Origin of the sequence: Allobranchiibius sp. GilTou73, assembly GCF_021391335.1 — a bacterium.
GTDB classification, from domain to species: Bacteria; Actinomycetota; Actinomycetes; order Actinomycetales; family Dermatophilaceae; genus Allobranchiibius; species Allobranchiibius huperziae.
This window is the reverse complement of the sequence record NZ_CP090051.1, coordinates 2,061,673-2,078,112: the sequence shown is the minus strand read 5'-3', so window position 1 is coordinate 2,078,112 and position 16,440 is coordinate 2,061,673. Positions and strand designations below refer to the sequence as shown.

The following is a 16,440-nucleotide window of genomic DNA, read 5'->3' as shown; positions in this document are numbered from 1 at the left end:
CGCTGCGACCTGAGCGTCACACAGCGGTCCATGCGGTGATCCGCCACCCGTCGGAGGTCCAGACGAGCGAGACGTCGGCGCGCTCCCCCGCCGTCGCGGGCAGGGTGCTGGTGCCGTCCGGCCCTGACACGGTGTACGCCGACCGGTCGATCACCGCCTGCACCTGCGTGGTGCCTCCCGTCGTCGAGACGGTCCGCGCACTACGGACCCGAAAATCCAGCCGCGAGTAGTGCATTCCGCCCGCGCGGGCGGTGCTCAGGTCCGCGCTGTCGGATCGGTAGGCCGCTGAACCGACCTGCACCGCCGACCGCAGATCACCCGCATCCCCGGTGACCCACGCGTGCGCCCGAGCGCTGACGAGCAGCTGGAGCACGCCCAGCGGCGAGCGCGACAAGCGTTGCTGGGGCGATGCAGTCGTGGAGGACGGAGACGTCGGGTGGAGCGGGCGCGACGTGCTGGACGCCGAGCGGGTCGGGGTGGCCACCGGGGCCGCACGGGTGCGGGGGGCGCCGGCCAGGCTGCGAGACGACGTCGGCGTCGCGTGGTCGGCACCGGCGGGCGTGCCGTCCCCCACCAGCATCAGGCCGCCGGCGACCAGTCCGACGAACGCCGCCGCACCCGCCGTACGCACCACGACCGGACGCCGCCACCATGCGCCGCCCTCCGCGCTCGCGCTGTGACGCCCGATGCCCTCCCACGGTCTCGCCGTCGGCTCACCCCCCTCGTGATTCGGGCTCCTGCCCTCGCGGCCGGCGTCCTCACGGATGCGGCGGGTGAGCTGCACTCCGGGATCGTCCCCCGACCCCTGCGGCGCCGTACGCCGCCCTGCCGACCCCTGCACCGGCGCGGGCTCGGCGGGCGCCATCGCCCAGAGCGCCACCGCGAAGTCCTCCGGGGTCGGACGTGCAGATGGGGTGTGCGACAGGCAGGAGAGCACCAAGTCGCGCAGCTCCGGCGCGAGCTGCGGGGCGAGATCCGCCAGGTCGGGGCGGAGCGCGGCGGGCTCGGGTGCGGTGCCGACGAGTGCGGTCCATGCGATCGCGCCCAAGGAGTACGCGTCGCTCGCGGGGGTGACCTCCTGGCCCGCCAGGACCTCTGGCGCGGCCCAGCTCTCGGTGACCCACAAGGGGAGGCCGTCGTGCCCGGCCAGCTGGGAGAAGCCCAGGTCGGCGATCAACGGCTTGCCCTCCTGGGTGAAGAGGAGGTTGCCGGGGCTGAGGTCGCCGTGGATCAGGCCCATGCTGTGCAGATCGTGCAGGGCGCGGGCCACCGGGCACAGCACCGTGACCAGTTCGCCGGGAGTCAGGTGGTCGCGGGTGCGCAGACTCTCGGCCAGCGACCCGCCCTCCGCCAGTTGCATCACGAGCGCCTGTCCCCCGTCGTCGAGGGTGACGACCTCGTGCAGCCGCACGACGTGCTCGTGGCGCAGGGCCTGGAGCAGGGACGCCTCGTGCTGCAGGACGTCACCCTCGTCGGCGCCGAGCACCTTCGCTGCGAGCCGCACGCCGTCCGAACGGCGGACCGCCCACACCTGGCCCGACCCGCCGGCACCGAGCGGATGGAGCACCTCGTACCCCGGCATCTGCGGTCGCGCGTCCATGCCACCTGACCGTGCCATCCACGGGGCACGGCCCGCAGAATTTGTCCACAGCCCCCACCCCTGTTCGTGAGGGAACTAGCGTGCCTCTCGTGGACGACGCCGATCTGATCAGCACCTCGGTCGCCGCGGAACTGTTGGGCGTGCAGGTGCGCACCGTGTACGCGTACGTGAGCCGTGGCGTCCTCACCCGGGCCGACCTCGTCGGGTCGCGGCACGACGGGTCCCGCTTTCGGCGGTCGGAGGTCCTCGCCCTCGCCGAGCGGCACCGGCGTGCCGTGGCCGGCCGGTTCGAGCTCACCATCGACACCCGGATCACCTCCCTCATCCCCGAAGGAGTGCTGCTGTATCGCGGTGCCGACGCGACGCAGCTCGCGACGGACACGGCGTACGAGCGGGTGGTCGAGCTGCTCTGGGAGTGTCCCGAGTTCGATTGGGCCCCGACGCCGTCGACCGACGGCGTGGCATCGCAGGTACGCCGGCTGTGCGGACCGGAGGCCACCGGCGCGGACCGCGTGCGGATGGCGGTGCACCTGCTGCACGACGGGACGCAGGGAGACCCGGTCGCCACCGACACGACCCGATTCGCCAGGGCCGGTCATGCGGCGCTGCTCGCCGCGGTGGCGTCCGTCGGGACGCCCGACCACACCGCTCAGGACACGCTGGCGGGACGCCTGGGTCACGGGCTGCTGGGTCGCGCTGTCGACGCTGCGGAAACGACGCCTCTGAACGCTGCGCTGGTGCTGCTGGCCGACCACGAACTCGCCACCTCGACGCTGGCGGCCCGCACCGCAGCGGGCACCGGCGCGCCGCCGTACCTGGTGGTGCTGGCGGGGTTATCGGCGCTGGGCGGCCCGCGACACGGAAGCGCCTCTGTAGCGGCGGAGCATCTGCTCCGCCGCAGCATCGACGACGGCGCCTCGGCCGCGCTCGACGCATACGAGGGGTCACCACCGGGATTCGGGCACGCCGTCTACCGCGGGATCGACCCGCGTGCGGAGACCTTGCTGGGGCTGCTGGAGGAGACCGCGCCGAAGGTGGTGGCAGCCGCCGATGCGCTGCGCCTCGAGGTGCACCGGCGCGGCGGCGGCTACCCCAACGTCGACCTCGGGCTGGCGGCGCTCGCCGTCGGCCACGACCTGCCGCACGGCGCCGGGGAGACCATCTTCTCCGTGGCCCGGATCGCCGGCTTCATCGCGCACGGGATCGAGGAGCAGGGCCACCCGCTGCGGTTCCGCCCGCGCGCGATCTACACCGGTGACTGAGAACCGTTACTGCACAGGCGGTCCCACGTATCGCGAGCTCGGCCGGAAGATCTTGCGGCCCCTCGCCTGCTCCAGGATGTGCGCGGTCCACCCGATGACCCGGCTGCACGCGAACGTGGGTGTGAAGAGCTCACGAGGGATGCCGCACTCCTGCATCACCACGCCGGCGTAGTACTCCACGTTCGCGCGCAACGGGCGATCCGGCTTGGCCTCGTCGAGCACCCGCACGACCTCCTTCTCGACCCGCACCGCGAGCTCAGCGGTGTCGCCGCCGAGCTCGGTCGCGGTCTCCCGCAACAGCTCCGAGCGGGGGTCCAGACCCCGGTAGACCGCGTGGCCGAAGCCCATCACCCGCTGCCCCGCGGCCAGCTGCGCGCGCGCCCAGGGTGCGGCGTTCTCGACCGTGCCGATCTGGTCGAGCGCATCGAGGGCGCGACTCGGCGCACCGCCGTGCAACGGCCCGGACAGTGCGCCGATGGCCGCGACGACGCACGCCGTGAGGTCGGCGCCGGTCGAGGCGACGACCCGCGCGGTGAACGTCGAGGCGTTGAACCCGTGGTCGACCGTCAGACACAGATACCGGCCGAGCGCGCGCACGGCGCGCTCGTCCGGTGTGCCGCCCGTGACCATCCAGAGGTAGTTGCCGACGTACCCCAGCTCGGGGCGTGCCGGGCGGGGCTGCTCACCGCGTCCGACGGCGTACGCCGCCGCGACCAGCCACGGGACCGCAGCAGCGGTCCGCAGCGCCGCCTGTTCCCGCGCCGCGTCGTCCAGGTCCCACAGCGGCTCGTCACCTGTGAGGACGCCGTACGCCGAGATAGCAGTCCGCAACGAGGACAACGGTGCTCGCGTCGGCGCGGCACGCAGGACAGCGGTGAGCTGCTCGCCGTAGCGATCCGTCGCGAGAAGCTGCTCGGCGATCTCCCCACGCCATGCGCGGGCGGTCTCGGGGTCCGGCAGATCGCCGCGCAGCAGCAGGTGCCAGACGTCCTCGACGCTGTGGTCGCGGGCGAGACCGGTGGCGTCGTACTGCCGGTAGTGGAAGAAGCCCTCGGCGCCGCGGACGTCTCCGAGGGCGGTGTCGGCGACGACCACGCCGGCCAGACCCGGAGGCGCGATCAGGGGTGCGGGGTCAGCGGTCTGTGTCATGGCGCCAGCTTCACCGGGCCGCGACGCCGCGCCAATGTTGATCGTGTCAATGTGACGCGGGAGTACGGAAGGTCCCGGCGTACGCTCGAACGATGCGCATCGAGCAGCTCGGCTTCGCCCCCGATCTCGTCGATTACCAGGCCGCCTGGGACACCCAACGCGAGGTGCACGCCCGCGTCGTCGCCGGTGAGCAGGAGGACACCGTGCTCCTCTTGGAGCACGCGGCCGTCTACACCGCCGGGAAACGCACCGAGCCGCACGAGCGTCCGTTCGACGGCACGCCGGTGATCGACGTGGACCGCGGCGGGAAGATCACCTGGCACGGCCCGGGACAGCTCGTCGGCTATCCGATCGTGCGACTGCCCAACCCGATCGACGTCGTGGGGCACGTGCGCCGACTCGAACAGCTGATGATCGACGTCTGCGCCGACCTCGGCCTGGCCGCTCAGCGCGTCGAAGGTCGCAGCGGAGTGTGGTTCGCCGCATCGGACGGCAGGCCCGAGCGCAAGGTCGGCGCGATCGGCATCCGGGTCAGCCGCGACGTGACCATGCACGGGTTCGCGCTCAACTGCGACTGCGACCTGTCCTGGTCCAACACGATCGTCCCGTGCGGGATCCCCGACGCCGGCGTCACCTCGCTCAGCCAGGAGCTGGGCCGCGACGTCCCCGTGCGCGAGGTGCTGCCCTTCGTACAGAAGCGGCTCCCGGACATCCTGGGCTGAGCAGCCGCCGCACTCACCCGAGCAGGTCGGCGGTCTTCACGACGGTCGCGAACTCCCCGTGCAGGTTCGCCGCCGTGACCCGCGACAGCTCGGCGGCGGTGTACTCGGTGCCGTCCGGACCCACCCGGTCGAAGGTGTGCGTGGCGTCGATGACGAAGCGCACGTCGAAGCCGAGGTTGCCGCCGACCCTCGCGGTCGTCTCGCAGCAGTGGTTGGTGGTGATCCCGCAGATCACGATCGAGGAGATGCCCTCCTGCTGCAGCCACGCGTGCAGGTCGGGCGTGCCGTGAAAGCTGGAGTTGACCGACTTGGCGACCAGCAGGTCCGGCTCACCCGCGATGACGTCCTTGAACGCGTGGCCCGGCTGACCGGGGCGCAGCGGCGAGCGGGGGTCGAGCGAGTCGTGCCGGACGAACACGACCGGGCGCCCGTCCTCCCGCCACCGTCCCAGCAGGGCCGCGACGTGCTCCTCGCACAGCGGGTTGTCGCGCGGTCCCCAGTAGCCCGCGTCGTCGAAACCGCGCTGCACGTCGACGATCACGAGTGCCGTACGCGCGTCGATATCCGGTCCGCCCTGCACCGCGTTGCTCATCCCCTGAGCCTAGGCAGCGACGGCGCCCCGCCAGACTGGGCTGCGCTCGACGGCAACGGCGATCGGCCCGCGGCGCCCGCGTACCCTGGAACAAAGCCTCTCCCACGGCGGTTGCGCCAGAGGGCAGAGCTGGGCGAGATGCCCGACGTCGAAGGCAAGGGAGCAGCGAGACCGTGACCGTGGCACCGGAGGGACGGCGCATGTTGCGCGTCGAGGCGCGCAACAGCGAGACCCCGATCGAGCGCAAACCGGAATGGATCCGTACGACGGCCAAGATGGGCCCGGCGTACACCTCGCTGCACAACCTGGTGAAGACCGGCGGCCTGCACACGGTCTGCCAGGAAGCCGGGTGCCCCAACATCTTCGAGTGCTGGGAGGACCGCGAGGCGACCTTCCTCATCGGTGGCGAGCAGTGCACCCGCCGCTGCGACTTCTGCCAGATCGACACCGGCCGCCCGAGCGACCTGGACCGTGACGAGCCGCGCCGGGTCGCCGACTCCGTGCAGCAGATGGGTCTGCGCTACGCGACCATCACCGGCGTCGCGCGCGACGACCTGGAGGACGGCGGCGCGTGGCTCTACGCCGAGACGATCCGCCAGGTGCACGAGCACAACCCCGGCACCGGCGTGGAGATCCTGATCCCGGACTTCAACGCCGTGCCCGAGCAGGTCGGCGCCGTGATCGACGCGGCCCCCGAGGTCTTCGCGCACAACGTCGAGACGGTGCCGCGCATCTTCAAGCGCATCCGGCCGGCGTTCAAGTACGAGCGGTCGCTGTCGGTCATCACGATGGGCAAGAACGCCGGGCTGGTCACCAAGTCCAACCTCATCCTGGGGATGGGCGAGGAGGACCACGAGATCGAGCAGGCGCTGCGCGATCTGCACGAGGCCGGCACGGACCTGATCACCATCACCCAGTACCTGCGCCCGTCCCCGCGCCACCACCCCGTGGACCGGTGGGTGAAGCCGCAGGAGTTCGTGCACTGGTCCGAGGTCGCCGAGGGGCTCGGGTTCAAGGGCGTCATGAGCGGGCCGCTGGTGCGTTCGTCGTACCGCGCCGGGCGGCTCTACGCCCAGGCGATGGAGCGCTCGGGACGCGAGCTCCCGGCCAACCTCGCGCACCTGGCAGCCGCGGCGTCCTCCCCCGCACGCCAGGAGGCGGCGTCGCTCGTGGAGCGCGCCCTGCCGCACGTATCCTGACCTCCATGTCGGCGACACCCACACCCGCGAAGAAGAGCCGGTTCTCCCGGAAGAAGAAGAACGAGGCCTCCGGAGCGACGGCGGTCGACGGGGGCGAGCCGGGGCGGATCGCACAGATCAAGACCCTCTACACGCTCGCGAGCAAGCAGAACCCGCGGATCCCGCTCTACCTGATCGGTGCGTTCCTGCTCGGGTTCGTCGTGCTCCTGGTGATCGGTATCGCGATCCAGCACCCGATCTACCTGGGCATCCTCGGTGTCTTCCTCGGCGTCATCCTGGCGATGCTGCTCTTCGGGCGGTTGGCGCAGAAGGCGGCGTACGGACAGCTCGAGGGGCAGCCCGGAGCGACGAGCGCGGCGATGAGCGGTCTGCGCAAGGGCTGGTACTACGAGCAGGAGCCCGTGGCCGCCGACTCCGGTCGGGCGCGCAAGATGAGCGAGATGCAGAACGCCGCCATGGTCTTCCGCGCCGTCGGTCGCGCCGGCGTGGTGCTCGTCGGCGAAGGCCCGCGCGGTGGCGCGACGAAGTTGCTGGAGTCCGAGCGCAAGCGGGTCTCGCGGGTGTCGGGACCGGAGGTGCCGGTGCACACGATGCGCGTCGGTGAGGGTGACGACGCCGTGGCGGTGAGCAAGCTGACCGCCACGATGACCAAGCTGCCCAAGAAGCTCACCGATGCCGAGGTGCAGGCCGTGAACAAGCGGCTGCGGGCGCTCGGCGGCGTGAAGCCCCCGATCCCCAAGGGTATGGACCCGCGCGCGGCGCGGCCGGACCGCAAGTCGGCCCGCGGCCGCTGACGGAGCGCGTAGCGCAGGGTGCGCCGAGCGAAGCGAGGTGCGCCCGCAGCGGAGTGCAGGAGGCAGCGGCCGCAGAAAGAACAGTCGCTGTCATACGTCGCGTCATAGGGTTCCCACCACCTCGAGCACATCGACACCGCGCGGTCCCTCCCAGCGCGCGGGCACCTGAGGCCGCACCCACAGCGACACCGCGCGGTCCCTCCCAGCGCGCGGGCACCTGAGGCCGCACCCACATCGACACCGCGCGGTCCCTTACGCGGCCGCCGACGCAGAGCAGGGCGGGCGTCAGCGCGTTCGGACCAGGATGGTGCGCGCGAGCTTGTCGTGCAGCCCGCGCTGGTCGGTGTCGAAGATGAGCGCCGGGATGACCACGCAGAGCAGCACCGAGCGGATAATCGCGGCGACCGGCCCGGCGACCGCACCGTCGAGGCGGGTGACGCGTACGCCGACGATCCAGTGACCGATCGTCGAGCCCACGACGCCGACGAGCAGAATGTTCTCCACGGCGAAGACCAGCAGGGGCGCGAACCCGGAACTGCCCGACCCTCCCCAGCGGTAGCCGAGCAGTCCGGCGGCGATCACGCTGCACAGCGCCCAGTCGATGATGAGGGCGAGGACGCGCGGCCCGAGACGAGCCACGGAGGTGACGCCCGACTCGGCACACCCGAAGCGCTTGCCCGGCCAGCCGGTGTCGGCGGCGGGCTCCGTGGACGGTGAGGACTGGGGGGATGCCACCCGGTCAGCGTAATGACCGCGGTCCGGGTCCTGAGACCGGCATCCCAGCGTGTAACACCGGCGAAACGCTTCAGTCATGGGCGGGTAATCGCGGTCCGCTAGGTTCGACGCACCGCGCGTGGGTCTGCCAGGTGACGGCGCGCGGCCATTTTTCCAAAGCCATGGAGGTTTCATGTTCAACACCAGCGATGAGGTCCTGAAGTTCATCAAGGACGAAGACGTCAAGTTCGTCGATGTGCGCTTCTGCGACCTCCCCGGTGTGATGCAGCACTTCAACGTGCCCGCCTCGACCATCAGCGAGGACTCGTTCACCGAGGGCGCGATGTTCGACGGCTCGTCGATCCGCGGGTTCCAGGCCATCCACGAGTCGGACATGAAGCTGATCCCCGACCCCCGGTCGGCGTTCGTGGACCCGTTCCGCAAGCACAAGACGCTGGTCATGAACTTCTCCATCGTCGACCCGTTCACCGACGAGCGCTACAGCCGCGACCCGCGCAACATCGCGGCCAAGGCGGAGGCCTACCTGAAGTCGACCGGGATCGCCGACACGGCGTACTTCGGCGCTGAGGCGGAGTTCTACATCTTCGACGACGTCCGCTTCGAGACCAAGCAGAACGCCGGCTACTACTTCATCGACTCGATCGAGGGAGCCTGGAACACCGGACGCGCCGAAGAGGGCGGCAACCAGGGCTACAAGCCGCGCTACAAGGGCGGCTACTTCCCGGTGCCCCCGGTCGACCACTTCGCCGACCTGCGCGACGACATCGTCGCGGGGCTCGAGGGCGTGGACCTGAAGGTCGAGCGGGCGCACCACGAGGTGGGCACCGCCGGTCAGCAGGAGATCAACTACCAGTTCTCCACGCTGCTCGGCGCCGGCGACGACATGATGAAGTTCAAGTACATCGTGAAGAACACCGCGTACAACGCCGGCAAGACCGTCACCTTCATGCCGAAGCCGCTCTTCGGCGACAACGGCTCGGGCATGCACACCCATCAGTCGTTGTGGAAGGACGGCGAGGCGCTGTTCTTCGACGAGAACGGGTACGGCGGCCTGTCCGACATCGCGCGTTGGTACGTCGGTGGGTTGCTGAAGCACGCACCGTCGCTGCTGGCGTTCACGAACCCGACGATGAACTCCTACCACCGTCTGGTGCCGGGCTACGAGGCGCCGGTCAACCTGGTCTACTCCGCGCGCAACCGTTCGGCGTGTATCCGCATCCCGATCGCGGGCACCTCGCCGAAGGCCAAGCGCATCGAGTTCCGGATCCCCGACCCGTCGGCGAACCCCTACCTGTGCTTCGCGGCGCAGCTGATGGCCGGCCTGGACGGCATCAAGAACCGCATCGAGCCGCCGGAGCCGGTCGACAAGGACCTCTACGAGCTGCCCCCGGAAGAGCTGGAGAACATCGGCCAGGTGCCGGGTTCGCTGCCGGCCGTGCTGGACGCGCTCGAGGCCGACCACGACTACCTGACCGAGGGCGGCGTGTTCACCGAGGACCTGGTCGAGACGTGGATCGACTACAAGCGGACCAACGAGGTCGACCCGATCCGCTTCCGCCCGCACCCGCACGAGTTCGAGATGTACTACGACATCTGAGTAGTCGCGCCCAGGTCAGTTGCCTGCAACTTATCGTCAGTCTGCACCGAGTCCGCACGAGCGCCAGCACCCACGACCGCTCGTGCGGACTCATTTGTGTGGTACCTACTGATTCGCAAAATCCCAGCGACGTCGTCCGCCTCGCGCCCGAGGCACAGGTAAGAGACTCGCGGTGCCGAGCCGCGCCCACCGGTTGGTGAGCACATACCCATAGACCTTGGGCCGATCGCATCAACTTTTACCCGGCCTAGGAGTCCACTGTCGCGTAGGCGTTACACAAGATCGCCCGGCTATGGCGCGCGCCCGGGCCACCTCCTTCACCAATCGCGGTACAGTCGAGGCCGCCGGTTCTAGCACCCCGGCGTGAGTTTGTCCGCTTTTAACTTCTCATGTCTCGTCATTTAATTCAGCCGAAGGAGCAATGTGCAGACGCACCCTCGTATATATTCTATCCATGTCGAGGGCTTTCGCTCATTATCCAAGGTAGACGTTCCAATGGGGCCGCTTACTGTTCTCGTAGGACCGAATGGGGCCGGAAAATCCAACGTACTAAACGTACTCCGCTTTTTAGTGGCGACCATCCGTTTTGATCTCGCGACTGCGCTTGAAGAATTCGGAGGGTGGGAAAAACTTGCTCGCCAAGATGGTAAGACTTCTGCCGTTAAGATTGTCGTCGAGGCAGCGGTTACCGCTAATTCAAATCAAAATGCGACCGACAAATATACTCTTAAGATAACGTCGAAGGGTCGCCGGAGGAGCGAAGAGTTCACCTTTAAGCGTCGGAGTGGTCCCGGGCGGCGAATAACGGTTAACGGCGCAACCATTAACATCGGGACCATTCGGTCTGGCAGCAAGGGCAAGAACCTGCAACTCGCCGACGAGCAAACAACCGGTCTGTCCACGCTACCACGCCTTGCTACTGATGCTGGTGGCGAAGGCATCGACGATTTCGCCACTTTCCTATCAACGATGCGCGTCCTAGAACCCGACGTCGCGGCCGCTAGGGAACCTAGTCGCCTTTACCGAGCGTCCCTGGTTGAGGACGCGTCGAATTTGGCGGACGCACTACTCACCCTCAAAGAATCGAATGCACAAGCTTTCTCTGACATTGAACGCGATCTGAGACGCTGCCTGCCGGGCCTTGAAAATATAGTATTTTCGTCAATTGCAGGCACACGGTCTGTTGTAGTTCAATTACGTGAGCGCGGGCTGCAAAGGGACATTGACCTTACCGAGGCTTCGTTCGGAACGGTACGACTCCTTGCTCTTCTCACCGCTTTGCATGACCCAAATCCTGCGCACCTTACAGCCATTGAGGAAGTAGACCACGGCCTTCATCCGTACGCGTTGGATGTCATCGTTGACGCACTTCGAAGCGCGAGTGCGCGCACCCAGATTCTTGTCGCGACCCACTCCCCTACACTTGTTAATCGACTTCGACCGGACGAAATAGTTATCTGTGATCGTGACCCGGACTCCGGAGCGTCGAAAATCCCCGCAATAAATTCTGCAAGACTCAACCGTGCCCTGAGGGACAGTCACCTTGGCCTCGGTGAAGTTTGGTACTCGGGGGCAGTTGGCGGAGTACCAGAATGAAGATTGCCATCTTCGGAGAGAATCCGAACGATACCCATGCTATTCGTGAATTATTGATAGGGTTACATCCCCATCTTGAGGCAGGAGACCTTAAGATACTTCGGGCACCACCAACGCTGAATAGAGATGCGGGGGGTGTTGCAATGCGCTCATGGGTTGACAAAGCAAAGAGCACAATGGCGGCTGCCAATGTTTCCCATGGTCCTCTGGATTGCATCCTGGCCCACACCGACGCCGACGGTCCCGACGACGGATCGTTCGCGAACAAGCGGTCCACCGAGCTGCAGACTGCCGGATTGGTGGGCGCATTAGCAGTTGTTCCAGTGCAGGCTATTGAATCATGGTGGTTGCTATTTCCCGATGCCACCGAAAGTGTTGTAGCGAGCTGGCGCGGAGCGTTGAGACGGGGAAGTTACAACACGGATAATGTGAATGATCCGAAGGCTGACCTGATTCGTCGGACCCGCCGCAAGCAACCGAGGCGACCCTACCAAGAAGCCGATTCACCTAAAATAGCAGCGGCCATAAGTGCCACCTACCTTGACGCTCCCCGCAGGACGTCAAGCCCTTCATTTGAGCGCTTTCGGACCTCTATTGCGGGTGTGGTGCAAGGCATCAACAAAACGAGCGCAAGCAGGTCGCGCGGCGTCAAATAGTCGAGTACAGAAACTGAGGTTGGGTTAGCCCCGGCCGCCAAGACGTACCACGTTGGTCCAAATGAGCCCCTAACCGGCACCCGACCCAGCGCGGGAGAACCGACTGTGGACATGATCCGACGAATTGCCGCATTCGATGAACGCGACGTCGAGGCAAAGAGCCGCTCCTGGGCCGAGCTCCCCGGAGGTTAGATGTATCTCGAGGACGACTTGCGCCGCACCGTGGTTTATCGCGAAATGGGTGATAGTCGTGCCGCGCGCCCCGCCACATCTCGCCTGAATGGCCGGTCCGCGGCCAACAGCAGATCCACTTCGACCTCCATGTCGATGTCATCGACGAGGCGAGCGCTCCGCCCTCGTACTTGGCGGCAAACTGCTGCAGGCGACCCGTGCACCGGCGGCCAACCTCGACGGCGATGAGCGGTACGCCGGCTCTAGCAGCCCGGCCGGACTTCCGCTGTGCTTCAGCTGGCATTCGGCAGGCTTGGATAGGGCTGCACGACGAGCCTGTCGTCTGAAATCTCTGTCCAAGATCGGGTGCGATGCAGGAAACTTGCCCCGTTGCCGCACGTGCCCGCCACCTCGAGATTCATCGCGCCGTCACCCGGGAGATCTCATGGACGCCGTCGCCCGCTGGGTCATTCACCACCGCCTGATCGTCGCCCTCTTCTGGTTGGCGGCATTCATCGGCGGCGCCGCGGCGGCTGGAGTCGTCCCCGGTCGACTCACGACCGACTTCTCTCTGCCCGGTCAGCCCGGCGACACCGCCGAGAAGGCGTTGATCAAGCAGTACGGCGTGAGCAGCTTCGACACCACGGTGCTCACCGTCACCGTGCCGCAGGGACAGACGGTGCAGCAGCAGTCGGCCAAGATCGAGCAGGTCTTCGGCTCCGCCACGCGCGTGTCGGCGGTCCCCCGCACCCGCGTCGTGGACTACGCCAGCACCGGAGACCAGAAGTTCATCGTGAACGGCGGCCGGACGACCTTCGCGCTCGTCCAGGCCACTCCACCGACGAGTTTCGCGGTCAGCTCCGGCGTGGAGTTCGGCAAAGCGCTCAACATCGCGGCCAAGCGGGCCGGGTTCGAGTCGGGCACCACGTCGTACCAGTTGCTCTCGGCAGGCACCGACCAGAGCGGCGGCCCGAGCGTCCTCGTCGAGACATTGTTGGGGGCCCTGGGCGCGCTCGCTGTGCTGCTCTTCGTCTTCGCGTCGTTCCTCGCACTGATGCCGTTGATCATCGCGGCCGTGTCGATCCTGACGACGTTCCTGCTCGTGCTGCTGCTCACGACCTTCAGTGACGTCAGCTTCGTCGTGGAGTTCCTGATCTCCCTCGTGGGCCTCGGCATCGCCATCGACTACTCCCTGCTCCTGGTGTCGCGATGGCGTGAGGAACGCGCCCACGGTCAGTCGAACGACGAGGCGATCCTCACCGCGGTGCACACCGCCGGGCACGCGGTGCTGGCATCCGGGGCGACGGTGGCGATCAGCCTGGTCGCCCTCGTCGTGGTCCCGGTGCCGTTCCTGCGCTCGATGGGCTTCGGCGGCATGCTCATCCCCCTGGTGAGCGTGGCCGTCGTGCTGACCCTGCTGCCGGCGATGCTGTCCAAGATCGGACCACGCGTGGACTGGCCGCGCATCCGGCACGAGGGCCGCGCGTCCCGCGGGTGGACGGCGTGGGCGCGCCTGATCGTGAAGCGCCGGGTCGTCGCCGTCGCCGCCGGGGTCGTGCTGCTCGCGCTGCTCATCACTCCGGTCTTCGGGCTGAAGATCGGCCAGTCCAACATCGCCTCGCTCGGCAAGACCGGGCCCGCCGTCCAGACGCTCGGCACCCTGCGCGACGACGGAGTCGGTGGCGGCGTGCTGACCCCGATCACCGTCCTGGTCCCCGCCGACCAGCGCGACAAGGCGATCGCGGCGGCGGGCAAGGTCGACGGCGTCCAGCTCGCGACGGGCAACAGGACCAGCGACGGCCGGATGGCGGTCGTGGACGTCCTGCCGAAGAAGGAGACCGTCGACAGCTCCGGCGTCCAGGTGGTGCATCGCGTGCGCACCGCCGTCGAGAAGGCCGTCGACGGCGACGTGCTCGTCGCGGGTCAGGGCGCGGTCGTCGACGACTACTTCAACGCCGTCTACGACAAATTTCCCTACGTGCTCGGCCTCATCGCTCTGGTGACGTTCGTGCTGCTGATGCGCCAGTTCCGCTCGGTACTGCTGCCGATCAAGGCCGTGGTGATGAACCTGGTCTCCCTGTCGGCTGTCTTCGGCGCGGTGACCTTCTTCTGGCAGGAGGGCCACGGCTCCGGCACGGTCTTCAACATCGCCGGCACCGGCGCCATCACGTTCTGGCTGCCGATCATCATCTTCGCGTTCCTGTTCGGCCTGTCGATGGACTACGAGGTCTTCATCCTGGCCCGCATGCGCGAGGAGTACGACACCACTGGCAGCACGAGCGCCGCCGTGACGGTCGGCCTCGGGCGCACCGGGAGGCTCGTCACCTCGGCCGCGTTGATCCTCTTCTTCGCCTTCGCAGCGCTCGCCTCGTCGCCCGGCACCGACATCAAGGTGCTCGGCACCGCGCTGGGCGTCGGCATCCTCATCGACGCGACCATCGTGCGCGCGCTGCTGGTGCCCGCCCTGGTCAGCCTGTTCGGCAAGTACAACTGGTGGCTGCCGGGCGGCCTCGCGAAGGTGCTCTTCGTCGAGCCGTCACCCCTGCGCAACGAGACGCACGCGGGTCCACGGGAGTTCGATGAGACCGGTCGGGAGATCGCTACGTCCCGCTGAAGTCTCCACGCCGCCGACGCGGGGGCGAGACCGTGACGGGCTCGTCCGGCGGCGTCCTCGGAAGGGGTAGTTTGCGAGAGTGACCGTGTTGATCGACCCGCCGACCTGGCCGGCCTACGGACGGTTGTGGTCACATCTGGTGAGTGACACGTCGTACGACGAGTTGCGCGACTTCGCCGTTGCGGCAGGGCTTCCCGAGCGGCTCTTCGATGGCGACCACTACGACGTGCCGCAGGAGCGCTACGAGGCGATCGTCGCCGCGGGCGCGCAGGAGGTGGCCGGGCGCGACCTGATCCGCCGGCTGCTCGCCAGCGGCCTGCGGCTGCACCAGCGCGAACGCTGACCTCGATTTCACCCTGCACAACGGGGCAAATATGCCCCGCTGTGCATGTCCGAACAGGTCAGCCGGCGGCTGCCTGTTCGATCTCGGCGATGTCGATCTTGCGCATCGTGAACATCGCCTTCATCGCCCGACCCGCGCGGTCCTTGTCCGGGTCGGAGACCAGCTCCGTCAGACGCGTGGGAGTGACCTGCCACGAGACGCCGAAGCGGTCCTTGCACCACCCGCACTGGCTCTCCTCACCACCGTCGGCGGTGAGCGCATCCCAGTAGCGATCGGTCTCGGCCTGGTCGGCGCACGCGATCTGGAACGAGACGGCCTCGGTGAAGGGGAACTGCGGACCGCCGTTCAGGCCGACGAAACGCTGCCCGCCGATGGTGAAGCTCACCGTCATGACCTCCCCGGCCGTGCCGGCGCCGGCATCGGCCGCCGCCTGGGGATATTCGTCCTGACGCTCGATCCGCACGTCGGGGAAGACGGTGGCGTAGAACCGAGCGGCTTCCGAGGCATTGCCCGGGAACCAGAGGAAGGTGGTCAGTTCGGTGCTCATCAGGGGTCCTCTCCCGGTTCGTGATCGACAGGCGGTGCAGGCTCGGCCGGTACACGCCGCCATAATGTGTACGGCGTGCACTTACGAAAGTTCACACCGTACACATGACGGATGGAGGCGACAAGATGACCGACGGCACCGCGGGGAAGGGGTCATCCGCTCATGGCCGCTACCACCACGGTGACCTGGCAGCCGCCCTGGTCACGGCGGGGCTGGAGCTCGTTCGCGCTGGAGGCCCTGCAGCCCTCGGCCTGCGCGAGGCCACCCGCGTCGCCGGCGTCAGCCCGAGCGCCGCGTACCGACACTTCGCCGACCGCGCCGCCCTCGTGTCCGCCGTGGCCGACCAGGCGTTGCATCAGGCCGGCCGAGCCATGCAGGCCCGGATGGACGACGACGGAGCCGACACAGATCCCGCCCGCCGAGCGCGCGGACATCTCCGCGCCGTGGGTCTGGGGTACATCGACTTCGCGCTGGCCGAGCCGGGCTTGTTCCAGCTGGCCTTCCAGACGCCGGGACCGTCCGACGCGACCTCGGATGTCGCGACCCACTACGCCTCGCCCACCGACCAGGTGCAGCACCCTCTCGTGCTGCTCATGTCCGCGCTCGATGAGCTGGTCGAGGTCGGGGTGCTGACCGCTGCGCGCCGGGCGAACGCCGAATGGGCGTGCTGGTCGGCCGTGCACGGTCTGTCCGACCTGGCGACCCGCGGACCTCTGCACGCGCAGGACCGGGCCGCCGTGCAGCAGTTGGCCGAGTACGTCGTGGACGCCGCGATCAACGGCGTGGTGGGTGGCGATCCGAGCGAGCCGAGCACGACGAAGCCCGTCACCGGGGCGGGGGCGAAGCGGTCCCGAGGCTGACCC

Annotated in this window: 15 protein-coding genes; 10 read left to right on the top strand and 5 right to left on the bottom strand. The window is 68.0% G+C overall.

What is annotated here, in order from left to right; all coding sequences use genetic code 11:
• Positions 1-16: 16 nt before the first annotated feature.
• Complete coding sequence (locus tag LVQ62_RS10320) at positions 17-1,600, bottom strand: serine/threonine-protein kinase (protein ID WP_233761392.1); 1,584 nt, start codon at positions 1,598-1,600, stop codon at positions 17-19.
• Between the two features lie 89 nt (positions 1,601-1,689).
• Between LVQ62_RS10320 and LVQ62_RS10315 the strand changes: the two genes are divergently transcribed.
• A complete protein-coding gene (locus LVQ62_RS10315; RefSeq protein WP_233761390.1) occupies positions 1,690-2,862 on the top strand; it encodes a citrate synthase in 1,173 nt (390 codons plus the stop codon).
• A gap of 6 nt (positions 2,863-2,868) precedes the next feature.
• On the opposite strand, the gene LVQ62_RS10310 is transcribed toward LVQ62_RS10315, so the two are convergent.
• The gene (locus tag LVQ62_RS10310) at positions 2,869-4,011 is read right to left on the bottom strand and encodes a citrate/2-methylcitrate synthase (RefSeq protein ID WP_233761388.1); all 1,143 of its coding nucleotides are present in this window, start codon (positions 4,009-4,011) and stop codon (positions 2,869-2,871) included.
• A gap of 92 nt (positions 4,012-4,103) precedes the next feature.
• Here LVQ62_RS10310 and lipB point away from each other — a divergent pair, with 92 nt between their 5' ends.
• The gene (lipB, locus tag LVQ62_RS10305; RefSeq protein WP_179481465.1) at positions 4,104-4,733 is read left to right on the top strand and encodes a lipoyl(octanoyl) transferase LipB; all 630 of its coding nucleotides are present in this window, start codon (positions 4,104-4,106) and stop codon (positions 4,731-4,733) included.
• Positions 4,734-4,746: 13 nt separating this feature from the next.
• Here the strand turns inward: lipB and LVQ62_RS10300 are convergent, their stop codons facing one another.
• Positions 4,747-5,325, bottom strand: coding sequence for a cysteine hydrolase family protein (locus LVQ62_RS10300; RefSeq protein ID WP_233761386.1), 579 nt, complete (start codon positions 5,323-5,325; stop codon positions 4,747-4,749).
• Positions 5,326-5,498: 173 nt separating this feature from the next.
• Here LVQ62_RS10300 and lipA point away from each other — a divergent pair, with 173 nt between their 5' ends.
• Together lipA and LVQ62_RS10290 are read left to right on the top strand one after the other, a co-directional pair.
• Positions 5,499-6,524, top strand: coding sequence for a lipoyl synthase (gene lipA / locus LVQ62_RS10295; protein ID WP_233761383.1), 1,026 nt, complete (start codon positions 5,499-5,501; stop codon positions 6,522-6,524).
• 5 nt (positions 6,525-6,529) lie between these two features.
• Positions 6,530-7,318, top strand: a complete 789-nt coding sequence (locus LVQ62_RS10290; protein WP_179481471.1) for a DUF4191 domain-containing protein — start codon at positions 6,530-6,532, stop codon at positions 7,316-7,318.
• Positions 7,319-7,603: 285 nt separating this feature from the next.
• On the opposite strand, the gene LVQ62_RS10285 is transcribed toward LVQ62_RS10290, so the two are convergent.
• Complete coding sequence (locus tag LVQ62_RS10285; protein WP_233761381.1) at positions 7,604-8,053, bottom strand: RDD family protein; 450 nt, start codon at positions 8,051-8,053, stop codon at positions 7,604-7,606.
• Between the two features lie 172 nt (positions 8,054-8,225).
• Between LVQ62_RS10285 and glnA the strand changes: the two genes are divergently transcribed.
• The 5 genes from glnA to LVQ62_RS10260 all read left to right on the top strand — a co-directional run bounded on the left by glnA (position 8,226) and on the right by LVQ62_RS10260 (position 15,030).
• Positions 8,226-9,650 carry a type I glutamate--ammonia ligase gene (gene glnA, locus LVQ62_RS10280; RefSeq protein ID WP_179481475.1) on the top strand — a complete coding sequence of 475 codons (1,425 nt, stop codon included), beginning with the start codon at positions 8,226-8,228 and terminating at the stop codon, positions 9,648-9,650.
• 423 nt (positions 9,651-10,073) lie between these two features.
• Positions 10,074-11,246, top strand: a complete 1,173-nt coding sequence (locus tag LVQ62_RS10275; RefSeq protein WP_255696360.1) for an AAA family ATPase — start codon at positions 10,074-10,076, stop codon at positions 11,244-11,246.
• A complete protein-coding gene (locus LVQ62_RS10270; RefSeq protein ID WP_233761379.1) occupies positions 11,243-11,902 on the top strand; it encodes a hypothetical protein in 660 nt (219 codons plus the stop codon). Before LVQ62_RS10275 ends, LVQ62_RS10270 begins: the two co-directional genes overlap by 4 nt.
• A gap of 616 nt (positions 11,903-12,518) precedes the next feature.
• Positions 12,519-14,687 (top strand): MMPL family transporter, encoded by a 2,169-nt coding sequence (locus LVQ62_RS10265; RefSeq protein ID WP_233761377.1) that lies wholly within the window; start codon positions 12,519-12,521, stop codon positions 14,685-14,687.
• A gap of 79 nt (positions 14,688-14,766) precedes the next feature.
• The gene (locus tag LVQ62_RS10260) at positions 14,767-15,030 is read left to right on the top strand and encodes a DUF4031 domain-containing protein (protein WP_208052321.1); all 264 of its coding nucleotides are present in this window, start codon (positions 14,767-14,769) and stop codon (positions 15,028-15,030) included.
• Between the two features lie 58 nt (positions 15,031-15,088).
• Here LVQ62_RS10260 and LVQ62_RS10255 read toward each other — a convergent pair whose 3' ends face one another.
• Positions 15,089-15,577 carry a VOC family protein gene (locus LVQ62_RS10255; protein ID WP_233761375.1) on the bottom strand — a complete coding sequence of 163 codons (489 nt, stop codon included), beginning with the start codon at positions 15,575-15,577 and terminating at the stop codon, positions 15,089-15,091.
• A gap of 125 nt (positions 15,578-15,702) precedes the next feature.
• Here LVQ62_RS10255 and LVQ62_RS10250 point away from each other — a divergent pair, with 125 nt between their 5' ends.
• Positions 15,703-16,437, top strand: a complete 735-nt coding sequence (locus LVQ62_RS10250; protein ID WP_233761373.1) for a TetR/AcrR family transcriptional regulator — start codon at positions 15,703-15,705, stop codon at positions 16,435-16,437.
• Positions 16,438-16,440: the final 3 nt, after the last annotated feature.

Coding starts and splice junctions, on each gene's coding strand:
- LVQ62_RS10320 (WP_233761392.1), bottom strand. CDS start 1,600: ATGGACGCGCGACCGCAGATGCCGGGGTACGAGGTGCTCCATCCGCTC.
- LVQ62_RS10310 (WP_233761388.1), bottom strand. CDS start 4,011: ATGACACAGACCGCTGACCCCGCACCCCTGATCGCGCCTCCGGGTCTG.
- lipB (WP_179481465.1), top strand. CDS start 4,104: ATGCGCATCGAGCAGCTCGGCTTCGCCCCCGATCTCGTCGATTACCAG.
- LVQ62_RS10300 (WP_233761386.1), bottom strand. CDS start 5,325: ATGAGCAACGCGGTGCAGGGCGGACCGGATATCGACGCGCGTACGGCA.
- LVQ62_RS10290 (WP_179481471.1), top strand. CDS start 6,530: ATGTCGGCGACACCCACACCCGCGAAGAAGAGCCGGTTCTCCCGGAAG.
- glnA (WP_179481475.1), top strand. CDS start 8,226: ATGTTCAACACCAGCGATGAGGTCCTGAAGTTCATCAAGGACGAAGAC.
- LVQ62_RS10270 (WP_233761379.1), top strand. CDS start 11,243: ATGAAGATTGCCATCTTCGGAGAGAATCCGAACGATACCCATGCTATT.
- LVQ62_RS10265 (WP_233761377.1), top strand. CDS start 12,519: ATGGACGCCGTCGCCCGCTGGGTCATTCACCACCGCCTGATCGTCGCC.
- LVQ62_RS10255 (WP_233761375.1), bottom strand. CDS start 15,577: ATGAGCACCGAACTGACCACCTTCCTCTGGTTCCCGGGCAATGCCTCG.
- LVQ62_RS10250 (WP_233761373.1), top strand. CDS start 15,703: ATGACCGACGGCACCGCGGGGAAGGGGTCATCCGCTCATGGCCGCTAC.